The sequence below is a fragment of the Azospirillum humicireducens genome (assembly GCF_001639105.2).
Classification (GTDB): Bacteria; Pseudomonadota; Alphaproteobacteria; order Azospirillales; family Azospirillaceae; genus Azospirillum; species Azospirillum humicireducens.
This window is the reverse complement of record NZ_CP028903.1, coordinates 559,841-581,228: the sequence shown is the minus strand read 5'-3', so window position 1 is coordinate 581,228 and position 21,388 is coordinate 559,841. Positions and strand designations below refer to the sequence as shown.

Annotated in this window: 16 protein-coding genes; 10 read left to right on the top strand and 6 right to left on the bottom strand. The window is 68.2% G+C overall.

Going from position 1 to position 21,388, the window contains the following annotated elements; genetic code table 11:
- Positions 1 to 2: 2 nt before the first annotated feature.
- The 3 genes from A6A40_RS20250 to A6A40_RS20235 form a co-directional block, all read right to left on the bottom strand.
- Complete coding sequence (locus tag A6A40_RS20250) at positions 3 to 1,625, bottom strand: bifunctional metallophosphatase/5'-nucleotidase (RefSeq protein ID WP_108547682.1); 1,623 nt, start codon at positions 1,623 to 1,625, stop codon at positions 3 to 5.
- Between the two features lie 71 nt (positions 1,626 to 1,696).
- Complete coding sequence (locus A6A40_RS31050) at positions 1,697 to 2,026, bottom strand: hypothetical protein (RefSeq protein WP_174718537.1); 330 nt, start codon at positions 2,024 to 2,026, stop codon at positions 1,697 to 1,699.
- A 155-nt stretch (positions 2,027 to 2,181) separates the two neighbouring features.
- Positions 2,182 to 2,889 (bottom strand): glutathione binding-like protein, encoded by a 708-nt coding sequence (locus A6A40_RS20235; RefSeq protein WP_108547681.1) that lies wholly within the window; start codon positions 2,887 to 2,889, stop codon positions 2,182 to 2,184.
- Positions 2,890 to 3,152: 263 nt separating this feature from the next.
- Here A6A40_RS20235 and A6A40_RS20230 point away from each other — a divergent pair, with 263 nt between their 5' ends.
- From A6A40_RS20230 to A6A40_RS20190, 9 genes are all read left to right on the top strand, one after another.
- Positions 3,153 to 4,304 carry an acyl-CoA dehydrogenase family protein gene (locus A6A40_RS20230; protein WP_108547680.1) on the top strand — a complete coding sequence of 384 codons (1,152 nt, stop codon included), beginning with the start codon at positions 3,153 to 3,155 and terminating at the stop codon, positions 4,302 to 4,304.
- Positions 4,301 to 5,869, top strand: coding sequence for a class I adenylate-forming enzyme family protein (locus tag A6A40_RS20225; RefSeq protein ID WP_108547679.1), 1,569 nt, complete (start codon positions 4,301 to 4,303; stop codon positions 5,867 to 5,869). The genes A6A40_RS20230 and A6A40_RS20225 overlap by 4 nt, the downstream gene beginning before the upstream one ends.
- A 37-nt stretch (positions 5,870 to 5,906) precedes the next feature.
- Positions 5,907 to 7,085, top strand: coding sequence for an ABC transporter substrate-binding protein (locus A6A40_RS20220; RefSeq protein ID WP_108547678.1), 1,179 nt, complete (start codon positions 5,907 to 5,909; stop codon positions 7,083 to 7,085).
- 88 nt (positions 7,086 to 7,173) lie between these two features.
- Positions 7,174 to 8,052 (top strand): branched-chain amino acid ABC transporter permease, encoded by an 879-nt coding sequence (locus A6A40_RS20215; protein ID WP_108547677.1) that lies wholly within the window; start codon positions 7,174 to 7,176, stop codon positions 8,050 to 8,052.
- On the top strand, positions 8,049 to 9,020 hold the full coding sequence (locus tag A6A40_RS20210; protein ID WP_108547676.1) for a branched-chain amino acid ABC transporter permease: 972 nt from the start codon (positions 8,049 to 8,051) through the stop codon (positions 9,018 to 9,020). The genes A6A40_RS20215 and A6A40_RS20210 overlap by 4 nt, the downstream gene beginning before the upstream one ends.
- Positions 9,007 to 9,732 (top strand): ABC transporter ATP-binding protein, encoded by a 726-nt coding sequence (locus A6A40_RS20205; RefSeq protein ID WP_108547675.1) that lies wholly within the window; start codon positions 9,007 to 9,009, stop codon positions 9,730 to 9,732. Before A6A40_RS20210 ends, A6A40_RS20205 begins: the two co-directional genes overlap by 14 nt.
- Positions 9,729 to 10,451 (top strand): ABC transporter ATP-binding protein, encoded by a 723-nt coding sequence (locus A6A40_RS20200; RefSeq protein WP_108547674.1) that lies wholly within the window; start codon positions 9,729 to 9,731, stop codon positions 10,449 to 10,451. Before A6A40_RS20205 ends, A6A40_RS20200 begins: the two co-directional genes overlap by 4 nt.
- Positions 10,452 to 10,462: 11 nt before the next feature.
- Positions 10,463 to 10,909 carry a PaaI family thioesterase gene (locus tag A6A40_RS20195; RefSeq protein WP_236783912.1) on the top strand — a complete coding sequence of 149 codons (447 nt, stop codon included), beginning with the start codon at positions 10,463 to 10,465 and terminating at the stop codon, positions 10,907 to 10,909.
- The gene (locus A6A40_RS20190; RefSeq protein WP_108547672.1) at positions 10,906 to 11,688 is read left to right on the top strand and encodes an oxepin-CoA hydrolase, alternative type; all 783 of its coding nucleotides are present in this window, start codon (positions 10,906 to 10,908) and stop codon (positions 11,686 to 11,688) included. The genes A6A40_RS20195 and A6A40_RS20190 overlap by 4 nt, the downstream gene beginning before the upstream one ends.
- A gap of 26 nt (positions 11,689 to 11,714) precedes the next feature.
- Here the strand turns inward: A6A40_RS20190 and A6A40_RS20185 are convergent, their stop codons facing one another.
- Positions 11,715 to 11,933 (bottom strand): hypothetical protein, encoded by a 219-nt coding sequence (locus A6A40_RS20185; protein ID WP_108547671.1) that lies wholly within the window; start codon positions 11,931 to 11,933, stop codon positions 11,715 to 11,717.
- Positions 11,934 to 12,162: 229 nt separating this feature from the next.
- Between A6A40_RS20185 and A6A40_RS20180 the strand changes: the two genes are divergently transcribed.
- Positions 12,163 to 12,609 (top strand): response regulator, encoded by a 447-nt coding sequence (locus A6A40_RS20180; protein ID WP_108547670.1) that lies wholly within the window; start codon positions 12,163 to 12,165, stop codon positions 12,607 to 12,609.
- A 234-nt stretch (positions 12,610 to 12,843) separates the two neighbouring features.
- Here A6A40_RS20180 and treY read toward each other — a convergent pair whose 3' ends face one another.
- Both treY and treZ read right to left on the bottom strand, forming a co-directional pair.
- Positions 12,844 to 15,624, bottom strand: coding sequence for a malto-oligosyltrehalose synthase (gene treY / locus A6A40_RS20175; protein ID WP_108547669.1), 2,781 nt, complete (start codon positions 15,622 to 15,624; stop codon positions 12,844 to 12,846).
- 39 nt (positions 15,625 to 15,663) lie between these two features.
- On the bottom strand, positions 15,664 to 21,270 hold the full coding sequence (treZ, locus tag A6A40_RS20170) for a malto-oligosyltrehalose trehalohydrolase (protein ID WP_108547668.1): 5,607 nt from the start codon (positions 21,268 to 21,270) through the stop codon (positions 15,664 to 15,666).
- Positions 21,271 to 21,388 lie beyond the last annotated feature (118 nt).

Sequence of the window (21,388 nt, the reverse complement as noted above, 5' to 3'; positions counted from 1 at the left end):
CATCACCGCCTCACCGTCATCCGGCCGTCCAGCCGCGGCGTGAATTCCCCATCGCGGACGATCTGGCCGATCAGCTGGGTGGAGAAGAAGTCCGTGTTGCGGTCCTCCACCAGCCGCGGCGCTCCGGCCAGCATGACATAGCCGTCGCCGCCGGCCGCCAGGAAGCTGCTGGTCGCCAGCCGGTAGCGGGTGGAAAGGCCGACCGGCTTGCCGCCGACCGACAGGCTGCGCAGCCTTTGACCTTGCGGGCGGCTCAGGTCGATCTCGGCACGGGCATTGGACAGGTGAGGGAAACGGCCCTGCAACTGCTCCACCGCCGACACGCCGCTCTCCACCGCATCCCACAGCTGCTGTCCGGTGACGTCCAGCACCACGCCGACATCGTGATAGGGAAGCTCGGCATAGATGTCGCGGCGGGTCAGCAGGGCGCCGGCCGGATAACGGCGGTCGCCGCGTATGCCGCCGCCGTTGATCAGCGCCACATCGGCGTCCAGCGCCTCCCGCAGCATGTCGACGACGGCGTTGGCGAACGCGTTTTCGCCGGTGCGCACCGCTTCCTTGCGGGTGTCGATCGGCCCGGTGAGACGTCCCACCTCCATCCTCAGCATGGTGTCCAGCCGCGCGGCATAGGCCTTGGCCTGGATGTCGATGGCGGCGTCGGGCGCAACGGCGGCGGTGTCGATCAGCCGGGGCGACGGCGCCCAGGTCACCCGCATCTTGCCGTCGGCCTGCGCCGTCCGCTCCACCGTCAGGTCGAGTGCCAGCACCCATCCCGCCTGCGGCCCCACGGTGGCCGACAGGAACCGGCCGTCATAGTCGACGGCGAAGGGGCGGTTGCGGTCCTGATACAGCACGATGTCGGCCGGGCGGGCGGCGAGGATGCTGCGGTGGGTGTCGCCGGCATAGCCGGTCATCGCCACCACCAGATCCACCCCCTCGGCCCGCAGCGCCGCGGCCTTGGCAGCCAGTGCGGCGACGGGATCGCGGAACTCCGTTCGCTGCGTGCGGGTGGTCTCCCGCGTCAGGACGGGGGTCGCAGCCAGCACGCCGATGCGCAACGGACCGGCGGTCAGCACCACCGCCTCCTCCAGTCCGTCCGGCGTGCGGCCGGTCGACCGGTCGACCGTGTTGGTGGTGACGATCGGAAACCCGGCCTCGAAGGCGCGGGCGCTCAGCTGGTCGTCGCCATGGTGGAATTCGCGGTTCAGCGCGGCCATCGCATCGATGGTCATGCCGTTCAGCAGGTCGATGACATGCGCGCCCTGGTCGTAGAAGGCGAGCACCGACGGCGCCAGCGTCTGACCGCCATGCAGGGCCAGGACAAGCTCGCGGCTGTTTCGTTCCTGCCGGATCGCACCGGCCAGACGGGCCATTCCGCCGCGCCCGGCGGTCTCCTCCAGGTCGGTGGTGCCTTGGGCATAGAGGATGGTCAGCTTGACCGTGCCGCTTTCCGCGGCCGGAGCCGGCGCCGCGGGATCAGCCTGCCGGGCGCGCGACGGGGCGGCGCCGAACGCAAGGCACAGGGCAAGACCCAGCGCGAGCGGGACGATCAGGGATGACAGTGTCCTGCCGGGCCGGGACCGAAGCCCGTCGGCAGCGCCGCTTCCAATACCGATGTTGTCCATAGCCCGGCGTCACCATTGGCCCCCCCTCCGGATTATGCGCAATTCGATGCCGCTGTAGAAGCAAAGCCGCGTTACGGGACTGTCATATTGATGACACGCGGGAAGGAAGTGCCCGCTCTACCCATTCGTACACACCGAGAGTCCGCAAAATTCCAATCAACCCCATGCGCACCGGCGCCGGGACTGCGGCAAAAGGTGGCGCCGATCCAGCCCGTTGCGTCTTGGCGAGCGTCGACCGGCGCGAGATCCTCCCATTGCGCGGAATCGGCGATGCGCAGTTGCAGCGTGTGGCCGGTCCGCGCCGCCACGCGCCGGGCGGCACGCTCCGCCGCCGGGGTCAGCCCGACCGGTTCGCCATCCTGTCGGGCGAGCAGCAGCTTCGCCTCGATGCCCGCCGGCATCTGCGCCAGCGTGGGCAGGGGAGGCAGCGGATGCGGTCCTGTCTACACCGGGGACACCCGAAATCTTGTGCGGCGCGAAAGGGTGTCGCAATAGATCATGCGACTATACGAAAACGCCGGCCCGGCGAATGGAACCGGGCCGGCTGCTGGATGGATCAGCGCTTGACCGTGTCGGCGGACTGGCCGAACAGGATCTTCTTGCTCTCGTCATTCACGGTGGGGGTGCCGCTGGGGTTCACGGCCTGACCCTTCTCATAGGCGCGCACCACCGCCGGCCGCTCCTTGATCGCGGTGAACCAGCGCTTCAGGTTGGGGAAGCTGTCCAGATCCTGCTGCTGGCGCTGATGCGGGACGATCCAGGGATAGCTGGCCATGTCGGCGATCGACAGCTCCGAGCCGCCCAGGAACTCGTTGTCGGCCAGACGCTTGTCCATCACGCCATAGAGGCGCCCGGTCTCCTTGACGTAGCGCTCCATCGCGTAGGGGATGCGTTCCGGCGCGTACTGGACGAAATGGTGGTTCTGGCCGGCCATCGGGCCGAGGCCGCCAACCTGCCAGAACAGCCATTCGAGAACGGTCTTGCGGCCTCGCACATCGGTGGGGAGGAACTTTCCGGTCTTCTCGGCCAGATAGACCAGGATGGCGCCGGATTCGAAGACGGTGACCGGTTCGCCGCCATCGGTCGGGGCATGGTCGATGATCGCCGGCATGCGGTTGTTGGGCGAGAAGGCCAGGAATTCCGGCTTGAACTGGTCGCCCTTGGAGATGTTCACCGGTTCGAACCGGTAATCCAGCCCCGCCTCTTCCAGAAAGATCGTGATCTTGTGGCCGTTCGGCGTCGGCCAGAAATAAAGGTCGATCATCCCAAACCCTCCAGTGAATTCACGGCAGGCCGTTGCCGGGCCCGCGATTTGCCACAGAAGTTAACCGCTTCATTCCGGCTGGCAAGCCCGCAACGACGCGCAGCAGCCCCCCGAACCGCCGCTATTATTTCGTATCTCGAAATACAATTTCATTTTGTTGACAGCCCCTGCCGCATCTGTCAGCGTGGCCAACGAACAGACGAGGTGGCGCCCCTCGATTTTTTATTTCCCCCGAAATCATTCTCCCCGGACGGAGAGCACGCATGGCCTTGGACAAGGACGTTTTGGATCAACTGCTGGACACGCTGGGGCGCTTCGTCCGCGAAAAGCTGGTCCCGCTGGAGCACAAGGTGGCGGAGGACGACGCCATCCCTGCCGAGGTGATCGCCGCGATGCGCGAGATGGGCCTGTTCGGCCTGTCGATCCCGGAGGAATATGGCGGGCTCGGCCTGTCGATGACCGACGAGGTTCAGGTCGCCTTCCAGCTGGGCCAGACCTCGCCGGCCTTCCGCTCGCTGATCGGCACCAACAACGGCATCGGCTCCCAGGGCATCGTCATCGACGGGACGGAGGGGCAGAAGCGCACCTACCTGCCGCGTCTGGCCGCCGGCGAGATCGTCGGCGCCTTCGCCCTGACCGAGCCGGAATCGGGATCGGATGCCGGCTCGCTCCGCACCACGGCGCGGCGCGACGGCGACCATTTCATCCTGAACGGCACCAAGCGCTACATCACCAACGCGCCGCAGGCCGGCCTCTTCACCGTCTTCGCCCGCACCGATCTGGACAGCCGCGACGCCCGCGGCGTGTCGGCCTTCCTGGTGGAGGCCGGGACGCCCGGCCTGTCGCTCGGCCCCATCGACCGGAAGATGGGCCAGAAGGGCGCCCACACCTGCGACGTCATCTTCGAGGATTGCCGGGTTCCGGCCAGCGCCATCCTGGGCGGGCGGGAAGGGCAGGGCTTCAAGACGGCGATGAAGGTGCTGGACCGCGGCCGGCTGCACATCGGCGCCGTCTGCGTCGGTCTGGCGGAGCGGCTGATCCGAGACAGCCTGTCCTACGCGATGGAGCGCAAGCAGTTCGGCCAGCCGCTCGCCGAATTCCAGCTGATCCAGGCGATGCTGGCCGACAGCCGGGCGGAGGCCTATGCCGCCCGCTGCATGGTGCTGGAGACCGCGCGCCGCCGCGATGCCGGGCAGAACGTCAACACCGATGCCGCCTGCTGCAAGATGTTCTCGACCGAGATGGTCGGCCGCGTCGCCGACCGGGCGGTGCAGATCCATGGCGGCGCCGGTTACATCGCCGATTACGGGATCGAGCGCTTCTACCGCGACGTCCGCCTGTTCCGCATCTATGAGGGAACCACCCAGATCCAGCAGCTCGTCATCGCCCGCAACATGATCCGGGAGGCGGCATGACTGTGGGGCGGCCGGTTCCCGATTTCGCGGCGATGGTGGCGGCGCTGCCGCCGCGCTTCAGCCACGCGGCACTCGCCTGGGCGGAACGGACGCCGGACGCCCCCGCCCTGTTCGACGGAACCCAGGAATGGAGTTACCGCCGCCTCGCCCAGGCGGTCGACAGCGCCGCCGCGCAGTTGAAGCGGCTGGGGGTGGTCGGCGGCGACCGGGTGATGATCGTCTGCGAGAACGGCCTCGCCGCCGTCACCCTGATCCTGGCGGCGAGCGAGCGCGACGCCTGGCCGGTCATCGTCAACGCCCGACTGTCCGACCGTGAGATCGACAGCATCCGCGACCATTGCCGGCCGCGCCGGGTCTTCTATACCGATACGGTATCCCCCGATGCCGCCGCCCATGCCGCCCGCCACGGTGCCGGGCCGCTGGGCGATGCGGAATTGCCGCCGATGGCGGTCGGTCCTCTGCTGGATGCCGATCCGGAGCCGGTCCATGCCGGCAATCAGCGGCAGGTCGGCGCGCTGATCTACACCTCCGGCACCACCGGCAAGCCGAAGGGCGTGATGCTGTCGCACCGCGGCCTGCTGTTCGTCGCGTCGGTTTCGGGCTGGATGCGCGGGCTGGGGGCCGGCGACCGCACCTATGGCGTGCTGCCGGTCAGCCACGTCTTCGGGCTCGCTTCCACCTGCCTCGGTACGCTCCATGCCGGCGGCTGCCTGCACACGGTGCCCCGCTTCGCCCCCGCTGCCGTCTGGCAGGCCTTGGAACAGGATGGCGTGACCGTGTTCCAGGGTGTTCCAGCCATGTACGCCAAGCTGGTGGAGCATGCCACCGTCACCGGCCGGACACCGGATGCCCCGGCCCTGCGCTACCTGTCGTCGGGCGGCTCGGTGCTGGACCTCGACCTCAAGCTGGCGGTCGAGCGGGTGTTCGGCCTGCCGCTGCACAACGGCTACGGCCTGACCGAATGCTCGCCGACGGTGACGCAGACCCGGCTGGACGCGCCGCGCGGCGACACCTCCATCGGCCCGGCCCTGCCGCTGGTGGAGATGCGCTTCGTCGACCATGCCACCGGCCGGGACGTCGCCGAGGGCGAGCCGGGGGAGCTGTGGGTCCGCGCCCCCAACGTGATGCTCGGCTACTACCGCGAACCGGCGCTGACCGCTGAGGTCATCACCGACGACGGATGGCTGAAGACCGGCGACGTCGCCCGGCTGGAGCCGGACGGCTGCGTCACGGTGGTCGGGCGCATCCGCGAGATCGTCATCCGCTCCGGTTTCAACGTCTATCCAGAGGAGGTGGAAGGCGTTCTGACCAGCCATCCGGCGGTGACGCTGGCCGCCGTCGTCGGCCATGCCGTCGCCGGCAACGAGGAGGTGGTGGCCTTCGTCCAGTTCGTTCCCGGCCGCAGTGCCAGCGAGGACGAGTTGAAGGCCTGGGCCGCCGACCGGCTCGCCCCCTACAAGCGCCCCTCGCGCATTGTCGCCATGGACGCCCTGCCGGCCAGCCCGACCGGCAAGCTGCTGAAAAGCGGCCTCAGGGCCTTGGCTGCCGAGGTGATGGCCGCCTGACGTCAACGAACAAAATCCTGTGGGAGGATAAAAGACCATGAAGCGGACACTTGCCCATCTCGTCACAGTCTCGGCCCTGGCCCTCTCCGTGGCGCTCGGTGCCGGGGCGGCACAGGCCAGGGAATTCCTGCTGGGCTCCGAACTGCCGTTGACCGGAAGCCTCGCCCGCGTCGGCCAGGGCATGCATGAAGGCATCGCCGTCGCCGTCGAGATGGCGAACAGGAGCTATGCCGGCAAGCACAGCTTCAAGGTCCAGACCATCGACGACGAGACCTCCCCCGCCAAGGCGGTGGCCGCGGTGGAGAAGCTCGTCGGCGACGGGGTGGTGGCGATCACCGGCGGCTACGGCTCCAACATCATCGGTCCGGCCTCTGAGGCGGCACAGAAGGCCGGGCTGGTCTACATCACTTCGGGCGGCGTGTCGCCGGAACTGACCCAGCGCGGCTATCCCACCTTCTTCCGCATCAACAACACCGACGGCTATGCGCTGGCGATGATCGGCCTGCTGCAGGACCTGGGCGCCAAGAAGGTCTCGGTGGTCTATCTGAACAAGGACGCCACCAGCAGCCTCGCCAAACAGGTCAACACGGCGCTGACAGCCAAGGGCGTGACCGTCGGCATGCACGAGTTCGACGGCGCTACCAGCGACTTCAAGCCGCTGATGAACAAGGTGAAGCTGCAGGACCGCCCCGACGCCATCGCCATGGTCGGCTACGAGAACGACTATGTCGGCATCCTGCGGGCCTCCAAGGTGCTGAAGCCGCAGGTCAAGGCGGTGGTCGGCGTCTGGTCGCTCGCCACCGCGCAGATGGCCAAGGAATTCCCCGACCTGATGGAGAATGTCTACGGCACCTCCATGCTGCCCTACCCGGTGGAATTCACCCAGCCGGAGGCGGTGGAATTCGCCGCGACCTACAAGAAACTGTTCAACAAGGACCCCGACTATCTGGGCCAGTTCGGCTATGTCCAGACCCGCCTGCTGATCGACGCCGTGGTCCGCGCCGACGAGGCGGGGACGCTTGGCAAGGGCGGCCTGCCGGACGAGTTGCGCAAGACCGACGCCAACACCCTGATCGGCCGCGTCACCTTCGACAGGAACGGCGACAACCTGAACTTCACCCACCGCATGGGCCAGCACCAGGGCGGCAAGGTGGTGCTGGTCTGGCCGCCGGACGCCGCCAACGGAAAGATGAACTTCCCGGCGGTGCCTTGGTGAGCAAATAGCCCCTCTCCCGNTTGATACTCCCTCTCCCGGGACGGGAGAGGGATCTGTCGCCCCCGCCACCTCCAACAGGGCGCAACCCATGTTCGAACTGACGCTCCAGGCACTGTTCTCCGGCCTGCTCGCCGGCGGTTATTACGCGACCGTGGCGGTCGGGTTGGCGCTGGTGTTCGGGACCATGCGGGTCATCAACCTCGCCCATGGCGAACTGGTGCTGCTGGCCGCCTATGTCGCCTACGCCGCCGAATCCAACTATGGCGTCTCTCCGGTGCTGGCGATCCCGGTGGCGCTGGTGATCGTCGCGGCGGCATCGGCCCTCGTCTATGCCCTGCTCAGCCGCATCGAGCAGGACCGCGAGATCAACTCGCTGATCCTCACCTTCGGGCTGGGGATCATCCTGACCAACACCATCCTGTCGATCTGGGCGGCCGATATCCGGTCGACCTCCGATCCGTGGTTCCAGGATTCGATGGTGATCGCCGACACGCTGTTCGCGATGAATGCGGAGGTCGCGGCCTTCATCGGCGGGCTGGTGCTGATGGCCGGGGTCTGGTGGTGGCTGAACCATTCCTGGCAGGGGCGGGCGGTGCGGGCGCTGTCGTCGAACCGGGCGGCGGCGACGCTGATGGGCGTCAACCCGCGCAGGATCGAGATCCTGTCCTTCATGATCGCGGCTCTGCTCGCCACCTTCGCCGGCTTCGCCATCTACACCGGCAAGACCGTCTTCCCGGCATTGGGCCATGTGCTGACGGTCAAGGCCTTCATCATCACCGTGCTGGCCGGGATGGGCTCGATCCCCGGCGTGCTGATCGGCGCCGTCATGATCGGCGTCATCGAATCGCTGACGGTCACCTATCTGTCGGCCTCGCTGCAGGAGTTGGCGGGAATGATCCTTTTCCTGGTCGTGCTGTTCGTCTCGCCCTCTGGCCTGTTCGGCGGCGGGAGGGCACTGGCGCGATGAGCAACTCCCTGATGAACCGTCTGTTTCTGATCGTGGCGCTCGCGGTTGCCTATGTCGGCGTGCCTCTGGTCTTCGGCGGCAACGCCTATGTGCTGGGGCTGATCGTGGCGGCGCTGACCATCGCCGGAGTGGCGGTGGCCTGGGCGCTGCTGGGCAATCTCGGCGGCATGGTCAGCTTTGGGCACGCCGCCTTCTTCGGGGTGGGGTCCTACACCTCCGCCGTGCTGGCGATGAAGCTGGGGGTGCCGGTCACAGCATCCATGCTGCTGGGCGGGGTGGGGGCGGCGGTGTCCTCCATCGCCATGCTGCCGGCGCTGCGGCTGCGCGGCCCCTATTTCGCCCTCGCCATCCTGGCCTATGCCCACATCTTCCAGATTCTGGCGACGGAGATGACCCCCATCACCGGCGGGGCCGGCGGTCTGCTGTCGATCCCGCGCTTTCCCACCGTGCTGGGCTTCGATTTCGGCGACAAGACCGGCGGCTACCTGATCGTCCTGACCATCGTCGTGCTGGCGGCCTTCGCCTATGACGCCATCCGGCGCAGCACCTGGGGCCTTGCCCTGAAGGCGATGCACGATACGGAGGTGGCGACCCGCGTCGTCGGCGTGCCCAGCACCCACCTGAAGGCGGCGATGCTGGTGCTGTCGGCCTTCATCACCGGGGTGGTCGGCGCCTTCAACGCCCATTTCATCAGCTTCCTCGATCCCGACTACGCCTTTTCCAGCGGATGGACCGTGCTGCCCATCGCCGCGGCGATCTTCGGCGGCTACCGCACGGTGTGGGGGCCGGTGGTGGGGGCGTTGGCGATCTATCTGGTCGACCAGCTGCTGTTCAAGCCGATCCTGCCGCACGGCCACCAGATGATCCTCGGCGTCCTGCTCTGCGCCATGATCCTGTTCAGCCCCGGCGGACTGATGCCGGCGCTCAGCCGCCGCCCGGCGAAGGAGAACCGCCATGCTCACGCTTGACGGCGTCCAGGTCAATTTCGGCGGGGTGCAGGCGCTGAAGAGTGCCAGCTTCTCCATTGCGGAGGGCGAGAGCATCGGACTGGTCGGCCCCAACGGCGCCGGCAAGACCACGCTGTTCAACGTCATTTCCGGCGTGGTGCGCCCCACCGCCGGGCGGCTGGACTTCCGCGGCACCTCGCTCTTGAAGCTGCCGGAATGGAAGCGGGCGCGGCTCGGCATCGGCCGCAGTTTTCAAATCCCGCGCCCCTTCGGCCACTGCACGGTGCGGGAGAATCTGCTGGTCGCCCAGCGTTTCGGCGCCGGGAAGAAGGACCCCAAGCGGATCGACGAGATCCTCGACATCCTGAACCTGCGCGACAAGGCCGACCGCGACGCCACCACCGAACTGGCCCTGACCGAGCACAAGGCGCTGGAGGTCGGCAAGGCGCTGGCGACCGAGCCCAGCCTGCTTCTGCTGGACGAGGTGCTGGCCGGGCTGGAGACCAGCGGCAAGCGCGCCTTCATGGAACGGTTGGCGGCGGTGCGCGACCGCTACCGCCTCGCCATGGTCATCATCGAACATGACATCGCCACCATCGCCGCGCTCTGCCCGCGGGTGCTGGTGCTGAATTTCGGCCAGATCATCGCCGACGGCTCTCCGGATGCGGTGTTCCGCGACCCGGAGGTGATCCGCAGCTACACCGGCGAAACCACGCTTGCGGAGGCGTCATGACCAACGCGCTCGATATCCTGACGCTTCGGGCCGGCTATGGCGCGATCAACGTGCTGTGGGACGTGTCCCTGTCGGTGGAGACCGGCAAGACCACGGTGATCGTCGGCCCGAACGGTGCCGGCAAAACGACGCTGCTGCGCGCCATCATGGGGCTGGTGCCCGCCACCTCCGGCGACATCCGCGTCGACGGCCAGAGCCGCAAGGCGATGAAGACCTGGGACCGGGTGGCCGACGGGCTGGTGATGATCCCCGAAGGCCGGATGATCTTCCCCGACATGACGGTGGAGGACAACCTGATGATGGGCGCCTTCCCACCCGGCTGCCGCAGGGAGTGGAAGCGCAACAAGGCGATGGTCATGGACATGTTCCCCCGTCTGGCCGAACGGCGCGGCCAGATCGCCGGCACCCTGTCGGGCGGCGAAGCGCAGATGCTCGCCATCGGCCGCGGCCTGATGGAGCAGCCCCGCGTCTGCCTGATCGACGAGCCGTCTCTCGGCCTCGCCCCCGTTGTGGTGGACGAGATCTTCCGCATCCTAGCCCGGCTGCGGGCGGAAGGGCTGACCATCCTGCTGGTGGAGCAGAACACCAGCCGCGCGCTGAAGATCGCCGACCATGTCCATCTGATGCAGTCGGGCAAGGTCGTGCTGTCCGAACGCGGCGACCGGGTGGACCTGGAGCGCCTGCACGCGCTTTACTTCGCGCACGAAACAGCCGCGTGATGGGGCAGGGGATGGACGAACTGGGTATGGACGATCTGCTGAACGGGGAGCCGGAATCGGGATTCCAGCGCCTGCTGGGCTACGCCTTGAGTCGCTGGGAGGAGGGGGAGGCGGAGCTGACGATGGCCATCGGCGAGCGCCACCTGAACCGGGCCGGGGTGGTGCATGGCGGGGTTCTGGCGACGCTTCTGGACACGGTTTCCGGATTCTCGGCAACATACTGTCCCTTTCCCGGCCGGGTGCGGCGGGTGGTGACGCTGTCGCTGTCGACGAGCTTCCTGGGGCAGGCGCGCACCGGTACGCTGGTCGCCACCGGCCGGCTGCGCGGCGGCGGGCGCAAGATCGTCGGCATCGCGGCGGAGATCCGCCACGGCGATACCGGCGCCCTGATCGCCACGTCGGAAGGCATGTTCAAATACCGGCCGGGCAGCGAGAACCGGGAGGGAACCGAGCTATGAGCGGACAATTGACCGTCGCGCGCCAGGGCCGCGTGATGGTGCTGACCATGGACGACGCGGCCACCAAGAACGCGCTGGGGCCGGAGATGATGGCCGCCGCCCGCGACGCGCTGACTCAGGCGGCCGAGGATCCGGGCGTGGGCGCCATCGTCCTGACCGGGGCCAACGGCAGCTTCTGTTCCGGCGGCAATTTGGGCCGGCTGCTCGGCAACGCCAAGGCCGATCCCGAAGTCACCCGTGCCAGCCTGGAGCGCTTCCATGGCTGGACCCGCGCCATGCGCGCCTGCCCCAAGCCGGTGATCGCCGCCGTCGAGGGGGCCGCCGCAGGGGCGGGCTTCTCCGTGGCATTGGGGTGCGACCTGATCGTTGCGGCGGAGGATGCGGTGTTCACCCTGGCCTATGTGAAGGTTGGCCTCAACCCGGACGGCGGGGCGTCGGCCTTTCTCGCCCGCGCCGCGACGCCGCAGTTGGCGGCAGAGATCATGTTCGAGGGCGGCAGGATCGGCGCGGCGCGGCTGGCGCAGCTCGCCATCGTCAACCGGGTGGTGGCGCCCGGCACCGCTCTCGCCGAGGCGATGGCCTGGGCAGAGCGGCTGGCCGAGGGGCCGACGCTGGCCATCGGCAGGGCCAAGCGGCTGATCGAGAGTGGCTTCGGCGCACCTGACGACCAGCTCGACCGCGAGGCCGCCTTCTTCGTCGAGGCGCTGCATGGGGCGGAGGCGGCGGAGGGCATCACCGCCTTCTTCGAAAAGCGGGCGCCCATTTATCCCCGCGGCTGAACCGTTCCACAGGCCGGCAGCGCCTCTCAGGCCAGCAGTGACAGGGTGGGGTCGGGCGGGGTGGGCGCCGCGTTTTCCAGGGAGCGGGCGACATCGGACGGCGCGCCCGGCACCCGCAGCGGCTCCGCCCGCCCGGTGAAATGCAGTGCCGTCCCGCCATCGGCCGTCGTCCGCAGATAGGCGACGGCGATGGGGTTCACCAGAACGGTTTCCCCCGATATCTCTGTCAGCTCGACAAATGCCATGGCTTCTTTCCTCTCACGCGTACGGGTAAAACAGGCGGCAATGGTGTATGTTTCCAAACCGGATGTTCGGTGAAACCCTATGATCGGAAGGGGGTACCCCTTCGACCTCTTGAACGGGGCGGAACCGCGACAAACATGGGCGGTTCAGTGGATCGAAGCCGAACGGGCTTCGAAAACCGGACGGGGCGGGCTATAAGCCCGCTCGGTTAGATCAAGGGAGCATGCCGTCTTGAAGTTGCTTGTCGTCGAGGACGATCCGCTGATCGGTCCGGCCGTGAAGGCCGTTCTGGAGAATGCGGGCTACACCGTGGTCGGCCCCCTGCGCGATGCCGCCAAGGCCGCGCGGGTCGGTGCCCGCGAGTGTCCCGACCTGGCGCTGGTCGACGTCAATCTCGCCGGTGGGGAGAACGGCCTCGTGCTGGCCCGGCGGCTGTGGCAGGAGAATGGCATTCCGTCGCTGTTGATGACCGGTTTCGATCACCATGCGGCGGAGGCCCGCAGCTTCGCCATGGGTCTGCTGCGCAAGCCGGTGATGCCGGACGCGCTGGTCCAGGCCATCGGCGCCGTCGGGGAAATCCTGGGCGGCCTGCGCCCGTCCTCCAAGCCGGACGCGCTGGAGATCTTCCACGGGTCCGCCCCCTTCACCGCCGGCCTTCCCAAGGTACGCTCGGCCTGAACCGCACACGGAAAGCCAACCTTCGAAAGCGCCCGCCATCCGGTGGGCGTTTTTCGTTTTCGGCGCATCCCGGTCGGCGCATCGGCGGACGCTTCGGGGCCGGATCGAATTTGGCGGGATCACTCCGCCCGGCCGTTGTTGGTGGGGTGGAATACGGGGACGGACCCGGCAGGCGCCCTTTTCCATCACCGATGGCCGGGGACTGATGATCAGGAGCAAGGTCTGCTGCGCCCCTCACCCCTCCCGCGACAGAAGGGCGACCGGAAGGTCGGCAAACAAAGTCCCGGCGGAAACCGCGTCGCCGCCCTCCACGTCCGCGCCGGTCAGGCGGTTGCGCCAGCGGGTGCCGCGCGGCAGCGGGATGGCGGTATTGCCCCAGTCGGGCGCCTCTCCCAACTGTCCGACCAGCCTGGGCACCGCCACCAGCACCGTGTCGTCGCCGGCCCGGCGGGCATAGGCGACCACATGGTCGGCACGGTCGCCGGTGGCGTCCAGCGGCAGATACTCGCCTGCACTGAAGACCTCCGGCTTCTCCGCCCGCACAGCCAGCGCCTGCCGGGTCACCGCCAGCTTCACCGCACCGTCGGTCCAGCGCTCCAGCAGGGTTGAGACGGCGCCGCGCTCCACGACCCCCTCCACCTCCTCAAGCAGCGTGCGGCGGGCATCGTAATCCACCGGCAGCCGGTTGTCGGGATCGACGAGGCTGAGATTCCACAGCTCGCAGCCCTGATAGATGTCGGGCACGCCGGGGCTGGTCAGCTTCAGCAGGGTCTGGGACAGCCCGTTGACCATGCCGATGCGCGCCAGCGCCGCCTGGAAGGGCAGAAAGGCCTCCAGGAAGGCGTTGCGCCGGGTCACATCGAGCGCATCGTGAATGAAGCTGACGACCGCCCCCTCATAGGCCTCGTTGGGTGCGGCCCAGGTCGAATGGACCTTGGCCTCGCGCATCGATTTGGTCATGGCACCGACGATGCGCTCGGCGAAGGCGGTCATCGCCGGCTGTTCGATCCGCTCGACCGTCGCACCGGTCAATTCCGCCGGCCAGGCGCCGAGCAGCAGCTGGTAGAACAGATACTCATCGTTGCGGTCGGGGGGAGCGGTGCCCTCAACGTCGCCGCGACGGGCGCGCAGCAGCCGGCTCCAGGTCTGGACCTGCCGTTCCCATTCCTCCGGCATCTCCGACAGGGCGTAGAGGCGGGCGCGGGTGTCCTCGCCACGCTTGGTGTCGTGGGTGGTGCTGGCCAGCATGTTGCCCGGCCAGTTGCGGGCGCGGTCCTGGTTGGCCCGGTGGAAGGCGGAGACGCTGACGCCGAAATGGTCGGGATGGCCGCCGACCTCGTTCAGCGCCGCCAGCCGGTTGTAGCGGTAGAAGGCGGTGTCCTCCAGCCCCTTGGCCATCACCGGCCCGCTATACTGCTGGAACCGCATGGCGAAGCGGGTGACCTGCCGGTGGCTGTAGCCGCTCTTGGGTGCCGCCACCAGATCGCTGGTCAGCAGCCGCTGCAGGAAATCATAGACCGAGCCGTCCGGTCCCTGGTCGGCCCGCCGTGCCCGGGAGATCGCCCAGTCGATGTCACGGCGGTCCAGATCGCTCGGCACGCCGCCATCGACATAGGTGCGGTAGACCGGGAAGCGGGCGATGGTCTCCTTCAACGCCTGATGCAGGATGTTGGCGGTGAAATCGGCGGTGGCCGGGTTGGAGCGGGCGATGCGCGCCGCCTTGCGCGACAGCACGTTCAGCTCGCTCGCCATCTCGCTTTCCATGATTCGGATCTTGCACTGCCGCACCACCTCTTCGAAATCGTCGCGCTGGCCGATGAAGTCGGCATAGAGGCGGGTGAAGGCCTCCTCCGCCTTGGGATCGACGAACAGGCCGCCCATCAGGTTGGCGAACTCGTAACCGGTGGTGCCGTCGATCGGCCAATCCTCGCGCAGCCGCTCATGCCGGGCCAGGATCTTCTCCACCACCAGATAGAAGGGCTTGCACGCCGCCGCGACCAGCCGCTCGCAATAGCCCTTGGGGTCGATCAGCCCGTCGATGTGGTCGATGCGGATGCCGTCGAGCGTGCCGTCCTCCACCATCCCCAGCACCATGCGGTGGGCGACGTCGAACAGCTCCGGCTCGTCCATGCGCAGTCCGGCCAGTTCATTGATGTTGAAGAAGCGGCGGTAATTGATGTCGTCGGCCGCCACCTTGAAATAGGCGACCCGCCAGTTCTGGCAGGCGATCAACGCGTGCAGATGGCTCCAGCTGTCGATTTCTCCCTGATAGCCTCGGAAGACGGACAGCCGCTGGTTGATCGCATCGGCCACGTCCGGCCGTGTCGCCACCAGTGTCGCCAGTTCCACCTTCTGAACGCCGGCCCGCGCGATCTGGTGGGGCCGGGCATAGGCGAGATGGGCGAACGCGTCGCCGATCCGCTCCAGATCCGGGTGGTCGCTGCCGAGTATGGTGCCGTAATCCTGCGGCCGAACCGGCAGCTTGTGGCTGCCATAGGCCCAAACCGCGAAGCTGCCGGTCTCCTTGTCGAAGCGCAGCTCCAGCCCGCCCGACACCAGCACCGCGCCATACTGGTCGCCCAGGAAGGGCACCAGCAGCTTGCCTTGGAGATAGCGGTAGTCGGAGTCCCATTCGATGTCGAAATACCCGGCATACGGGCTATCAGGCCCCCACTCCAACACATTCAACCACCATTCATTGTCCGACCCGCCGACACCCATATGATTGGGCACGAAGTCCAGGATCTGGCCGAGGTTGTTGCGCTTCAGCGCCTCCACCAGATCGCGGAAATCGGTCTGGTCGCCGACCTCCGGACTCAACTCGTTGTGGTTGACGATGTCGTAGCCGTGGGTGCTGCCCGGCCGCGCCTTCATGTAGGGGGAGGCATAGAGATGGCTGACACCCAGCCGGGCGATATAGTCGGCGATGGCAGCGGTGCGGCCGAAGCCGAACTCGCCATTCAGTTGGACCCGGTACGTCGCACGAGGGATGGGCTTGCCGGCGGCGGGGGCCATGGGTGTGTGCTCCTCGGAGTATGGAGTGGCGTATTTAGATCAACGGCGGGCGGGGGCGGCGGATGGGCGCGCCGCAGCCAGGATGTCGGCGACCGCCGCCGGTTCCGGCGCGTCGGCCAGTTCCTCCAGCGTCATCGACAGCTTGCGGCGCCAGTTGGGGTACTGGTCGGTGGTGCCGGGCAGGTTGACCTGCTCGCGCTCGCGGGTCAGGTCGTCCAGCTGTGCCACAGCCAGAGCGGCGTTGGTCCGGGCGAGGAAGGCATGCACGGCAAGGTCAAGCGCCTCGTCATGGGGGCTGTCCGGCCCGAAGCCGGCAGGCAGAGCGATCCCGGCGGCGCGCAGCGCATCGACCAGGGCGCCGCGGTCGGCCGACCGACGGGTTTGCTGCTTTTCCTCCTCGTCATCCGCCGGGTAGAGCCCCTTTTCGGCCTTCAACGCGATGTCGTCGCTTTCCCACCAACCGCGCAGGGTGGCGAGATCGTGGCTGCCGATGGTGGCGAGCGCCAGCTCCGGATACTCGTCCGGCCCTTTGAAAGCGCCGTCCTCGGTCCATTCGAAGAAGACGACGCGGTAGCTCAGCACCCCGACCGCGGTCATCCGCTCGCGGAATCCCGCGGGCACGGTGCCCAGATCCTCGCCGACGACGAGACAGCGGTGACGTTGGCTCTCCAGCGCCAGGATGCCCAGCAGATCCTCCATCGGATAGCCGACATAGGCGCCCTCGCCCGGCGGGTGGCCGTCGGGGATCCAATAGACATGCTGAAGCGCCATCGCATGGTCGATGCGCAGCGCACCGGCATGGCGCATGTTGGCGCGGACCAGATCGATGAAGGGCCGATAGCCGGCATCGCGCAAGGCCCGCGGGTGGAAGGGCGGCAGCCCCCAATCCTGGCCGGCGGGGTTGAACAGGTCGGGCGGGGCGCCGACATGGGCGGCGTCCACCACCGCCTGCGGCGTCATCCAGGTTTCCGCTCCGCTGGCATCGGCTCCGACCGCAAGGTCGCGGTAGAAGCCGATGGCCATGCCGAGTTCGGCCGCCCGTTCCGCCGCCAGACGCAGCTGGTCGTCCGCCAGCCATTGCAGCCAGGCAAAATAGGCGACGCGGCCGGACTGCTCCTCGGCGAAGCGCTCCACCGCTGGCGCCGTGGCGTCATGGTAGTCCGCCGGCCATCGGTGCCAATCGGCCTTGCCCTCCTGCGCGAAATGTTCGCGCAGGGCCTGGAAGGTGGCGAAGCGTGTCAGCCCGATGCCGCCCTCGGTCCGGAAGGAATCGAAGGCGGCGCGGCGGTCCGGCTTGGCCGACGCCTGGAAACGAAGGAACAGCTTGTCCAGGATCGGCAGCTTCAGCCTGGACACCGCGGTGTAGTCGACATTGGCCGAGGCACGCGCCGCCTCCAGCGCCTGCCGGAAGCCGGGCGAAGCAACCTCCTTCCGCAGATCGGCGTCGTCCAGGAACTCCGGGACCGCGGTGACGTCGATATAGAGCGGGTTCAAAAACAGCCGGCTGGCCGGGGAATAGGGGCTGGCATGCTCGGGATTGTCGAGGAACATGGCATGGAGCGGATTCAGCCCGATCACCGCGGCCCCGCGCGCCGCCGCGATGTCGGCCAGCGTCCGCAAATCGCCGAAATCGCCGATGCCCCAGTTGCGGTCGCTGCGCAGGGTGTAGAGCTGCGCCGACAGGCCCCACAGCTTCTCACCCACCAGCATCGACGTCGGCAGATGGCAGCGGGACGGTGCCAGGACCAGCCGGGTTTCCGCCACGCCATGCTCCGTCTCCACCCGCAGCGTGTGGTAGCCGGCCTTGTCCAGCTTTCCCAGCGGCAGGCGCCGCTCGGCATAGGTCACGTCGCCGACGGTGATGCAGCGGCAGCGCGGCAGGCTGCCGAAGCCGACCACGCCGCTCTGCGTCTCCCCGCTTTCCAGTGTCAGGGTATAGCGCAGGGTGCGGGTGCCGTGGGGCAGGGTGACCGGTGCAGTCACCGCCTCCCCGGCGCGGCGGACAACCACCGGGGGCAGGGCGCGGCTATAGTCCTCCTCGTCAAGCCGGTCGAGAAGGGCAAGCGCGGCGGCCTCGTCCCCCGCCTCGACCCCCATCGCCGATAACAGGGCGCGAATGGTCTCCCCGCTGGCCGTCACCGTCTCCCCGGCTGCGTTGTCGAAGGAGCGTTCGATCCCCATGCGGTCGGCCAAGCGGTCGAGCGCCGAGGCGTCCTCCAACCACAGAACCACCGACCAGGGGCCGAGCGTATCGCCGGTCAGCCCGGCGCCCTCGGTCCACAGAACGCGGCCCGTGGCCTCGGGGAAGCCGGAAGCCGACGAATCGGCCAGATTGGCGAAGGCATGCAGCCGGCTGCCGTCGCCCAGCGTCCAGCAGACGGTCAGGCCGGTCTTGCCGACCACGCAATGGCTGGATGCGCCGCCGGGAACGCCGTCGAGCCGCGGCACGATCTCCGCCCGCCGCAAGGCGAGGGCCCGGCGATACCAGTCGAGCCAATCGGCATGCTCGCCCGTCTCACGGGCCTCCCAATCAAGCCTGGCCGATTCTGCCGTTTCCGGCGCGGTGGGATCGGGGATGCGGGCGCGGGCGTCGGGGTCCTGGAATTCGGGGAATTTGGCGAACTCCTCCGCCCGCCCCTTGCGCACGGCTTCCGCCAATTCCTCGCCGAAGTCGCAGAAGAAGGGGAAGGGCTTGGCCGACGCCCATTCCTCGCCCATGAACAGCATGGGAATGCCGGGACCGAGCAGATAGAGGATGGTCGCCGCGCGCACAGCTTCGGGCTTGGCGATGTGGGAGATGCGTTCGCCGAAGGCGCGGTTGCCGATCTGGTCGTGATTCTGGATGAAGGTGACGAAGGCGCTCGGCGGCAGATGGGCCGACGGCTCCCCGCGCAGCTCGCCGTCGCGGTAGGCCGACGGGTCGCCCTGGAAGGCGAAGCCCTCCGCCAGGGCGCGGCCCCATTTGGCCGGATCATGGGCGTAGTCGGCGTAGTAGCCGCCACCCTCGCCGGTCGCCGCGCTGTGCAGGCAGTGGTGCAGGTCGTCGTTCCATTGGGCGGAGTGCCAGAGCGGGTCGCCCTCGCGGTGGCGGGCCAGGAAGCGCGCCTGGTTGGCGTCGTTCTCCAGCACCAGATGGACATGGCGCTGGCTCTGGAAATGGCTGTGCACCCGCTCCGCCAATTCCTCCAGCACATGGCGGTCGCTGTCGTCGATGATGGCGTGGACGGCGTCCAGCCGCAGGCCGTCGAGATGGAACTCCTCCAGCCAATAGAGCGCGTTGTGGATGAAGAAGTCGCGGACCGATCCGCTGCGCTCGCCATCGACATTGATCGCCGCCCCCCAGGGCGTCTTGTGGCGGTCGGTGAAGAAGCTGTCGGCGAAAGCGTGGAGGTAGTTCCCCTCCGGTCCGAAGTGGTTGTAGACGACATCGAGGAAGACCATCAGCCCGCGGGCGTGCGCCTCCTGCACCAGACTCTTCAAATCCTCCGGCCGGCCATAGGCGCTGTCGGGGGCGAAGGGCAGCACGCCGTCATAACCCCAATTGCGGGAGCCGGGGAAGTCGGCCACCGGCATCAGCTCGATGGCGGTGATGCCCAATTCGACCAGATCGTCGAGCCGTTCGATGGCCGACAGGAAGGTGCCTTCCTCCGTGAAGGTGCCGACATGCAGCTCGTAAAGCACCGTCTCGTGCCAGGGCCGGCCGGTCCAGGCGGCATCGGTCCAGGCATGGAGGCCGGGGTCGATCACCTCCGAAAGGCCATGCACGTCATCCGGCTGGTAGCGCGAGGCCGGATCCGGCACCGCCAGCCCGTCCGGCAGGACGAAGCGGTAGCGGCTGCCCGCCTGCGCCCGTGCGGTGGTCAGGCTGAACCAGCCGTCGCCCTGGTTCTCCATCGACACCGGCGGGCCGCCATCGTCGAGCGACAGCAGGACGGACGCCGCCGTCGGCGCCCAGATCGAAAAGCGGACGGAACCGTCGGCCTGCACCTCCGCCCCGAAGGGCATGGAATGGCAGCGGCGGCGCTCGTCCACCGGGGCGATGCGGTCACGGTCGCGGCTGGCGATCTCCGGCCCGGCATCGGCGCGGATGATGGCGGTGACGCCGGCCAACGGAATCGCCACCCAGTCCGGCCGGTTGGCAAGCTCGTAGCCGACCTCGTACAGCGCCTTCTCCAGCAGGAACAGCTTCAGCAGCATGGGGGCCGCCCGCGCGTCTTGCGGGAAGCCGGGGCAGTCGCCGATGGCGTTGCGGTAGCCGTCGAGGAAAGCGGCCGACGCCGCGCCTTCCCACCAGGACAGCCACGCCTTGCGGGCGTCGCGGGACGGGCCGTCGAGGTCGCCGGGCATCGCGTCGCGGGCCATGGCGGCGGCGTAGGAGATGGAGCGCAGCATGCCGGCGACATCGCGCAGGATGCAGTGCTTGGCCCGCCGTTCGGCCAGCGGACGCATCGGCTCGCCTTCGAAATCGACGATCTGCACGTCGCCGCGCGACACCAGAATCTGTCCCAGGTGATAGTCCCCGTGCAGGCGCATGGCGCTGAGGTCGGCTGTCGCGGGGATCAGCGCATCGATCTGCGCCATCATCGCCGCTTCGCCGGCGGCGAGGGCCGTGGCTTGAGGCGCAATGGCGGGGTCGAGGGACGGCGCCGCCGCGCGCAGCCGTTCCAGCACGCGCTTGGCCAGGGTGCGCACGCCGCCAGCCCAGTCCTTCAGCCGCCCCACCGTCGCCGGTTCGGGCGTGAAGGCGTCGCCGCCGCCGGGAGTGGCGAGCGCCCGGTGAAGCTCTGCCGTCCGCTGGCCGAGCAGGCGCAGGAAGGCGACACTATCGGCATCGGCCGCCTGCGACGCCTCGTCGTCGTCGAAGCGGGCGACGCGGTCGTTCAGGTAGCCGGTGACATGGCCCCAGGCGTCCCTGGCATCCGGCACCAGTGCCTGCATGACGCACAGCGTGGTGGAGCCGGAGCTGTTGGCCCGCTCGACCCAGCCCAGCAGGGCCGGGGTGTTGGGGAACTGCGCCACCTCGGTCAGGAAGCGGCTGACCTCCAGTTCCGGATGGGTGCCGGGTTCCAGCTTGCGCAGACCCTTCAGGATGGCGGCGTCGCCGATGCGGATGGAGGTGTTGGACTGTTCCGCCGTCATCCGGTGCAGCGGGGCGTCCGCGTTGAGCCTGTCGCCCAACGCGTCGCAGGCGCGGGTGTGGCCGGCGGTGAGGCCGGGGGACAAGGCCGTTTCGCCTGCATTCAGGTTGCGATGCAGCATGGCGCCCAGCAGCGCACGGACCACCCCGTCGTCGGCATAGCCGTCGCGCAGGCGGCCGGCGACCGGCAGATCCTCCGTTCCCATGATTACCGACGGATCCTCGCCCGTGCCGCGGTCGAGGATCAGGGGAAGCTGGTAGAGCTGGGGCTCCCGCCCGGGCGGCTCGACCCGCAGCAGGCAGAGCTGCGCCTGCGAACCTCCGGGCAGGGGCAGCGGCAGGGCATCGACGATGCGCACAACCGGCCGGCCGGCATCCTTGGCCGCGTACCAGCGGCGGGTCAAGAGATGGTCCGGCAACAGGGAGTCCTGAAGACGCGAGAGGATCTCGCCGTCCAGAGGGCTCGCCAGGACGTTCGAATGGGCGTGTGGCTGCGGCGCGGTGGGCACGAGGGCTCCTCCCCTGTTGAGCGCTGGGTGGCACGTCGCTCAAACAGAATGGAGGGCAGCACGGAGCGACGGAGTTTCCGCACCCGCAAAGCCGCTTCCACGAACGACCGTGCCCGTC

What these genes read in the sequence shown, in the direction of transcription:
- treY (WP_108547669.1), bottom strand. Translation starts at nt 15,624, where the DNA reads ATGGCCCCCGCCGCCGGCAAGCCCATCCCTCGTGCGACGTACCGGGTC.
- A6A40_RS20200 (WP_108547674.1), top strand. Translation starts at nt 9,729, where the DNA reads ATGACCAACGCGCTCGATATCCTGACGCTTCGGGCCGGCTATGGCGCG.
- A6A40_RS20225 (WP_108547679.1), top strand. Translation starts at nt 4,301, where the DNA reads ATGACTGTGGGGCGGCCGGTTCCCGATTTCGCGGCGATGGTGGCGGCG.
- A6A40_RS20230 (WP_108547680.1), top strand. Translation starts at nt 3,153, where the DNA reads ATGGCCTTGGACAAGGACGTTTTGGATCAACTGCTGGACACGCTGGGG.
- A6A40_RS20250 (WP_108547682.1), bottom strand. Translation starts at nt 1,625, where the DNA reads ATGGACAACATCGGTATTGGAAGCGGCGCTGCCGACGGGCTTCGGTCC.
- A6A40_RS20235 (WP_108547681.1), bottom strand. Translation starts at nt 2,889, where the DNA reads ATGATCGACCTTTATTTCTGGCCGACGCCGAACGGCCACAAGATCACG.
- A6A40_RS20215 (WP_108547677.1), top strand. Translation starts at nt 7,174, where the DNA reads ATGTTCGAACTGACGCTCCAGGCACTGTTCTCCGGCCTGCTCGCCGGC.
- A6A40_RS31050 (WP_174718537.1), bottom strand. Translation starts at nt 2,026, where the DNA reads ATGCCGGCGGGCATCGAGGCGAAGCTGCTGCTCGCCCGACAGGATGGC.
- A6A40_RS20190 (WP_108547672.1), top strand. Translation starts at nt 10,906, where the DNA reads ATGAGCGGACAATTGACCGTCGCGCGCCAGGGCCGCGTGATGGTGCTG.
- A6A40_RS20205 (WP_108547675.1), top strand. Translation starts at nt 9,007, where the DNA reads ATGCTCACGCTTGACGGCGTCCAGGTCAATTTCGGCGGGGTGCAGGCG.
- A6A40_RS20185 (WP_108547671.1), bottom strand. Translation starts at nt 11,933, where the DNA reads ATGGCATTTGTCGAGCTGACAGAGATATCGGGGGAAACCGTTCTGGTG.
- A6A40_RS20195 (WP_236783912.1), top strand. Translation starts at nt 10,463, where the DNA reads ATGGACGAACTGGGTATGGACGATCTGCTGAACGGGGAGCCGGAATCG.
- A6A40_RS20210 (WP_108547676.1), top strand. Translation starts at nt 8,049, where the DNA reads ATGAGCAACTCCCTGATGAACCGTCTGTTTCTGATCGTGGCGCTCGCG.
- A6A40_RS20220 (WP_108547678.1), top strand. Translation starts at nt 5,907, where the DNA reads ATGAAGCGGACACTTGCCCATCTCGTCACAGTCTCGGCCCTGGCCCTC.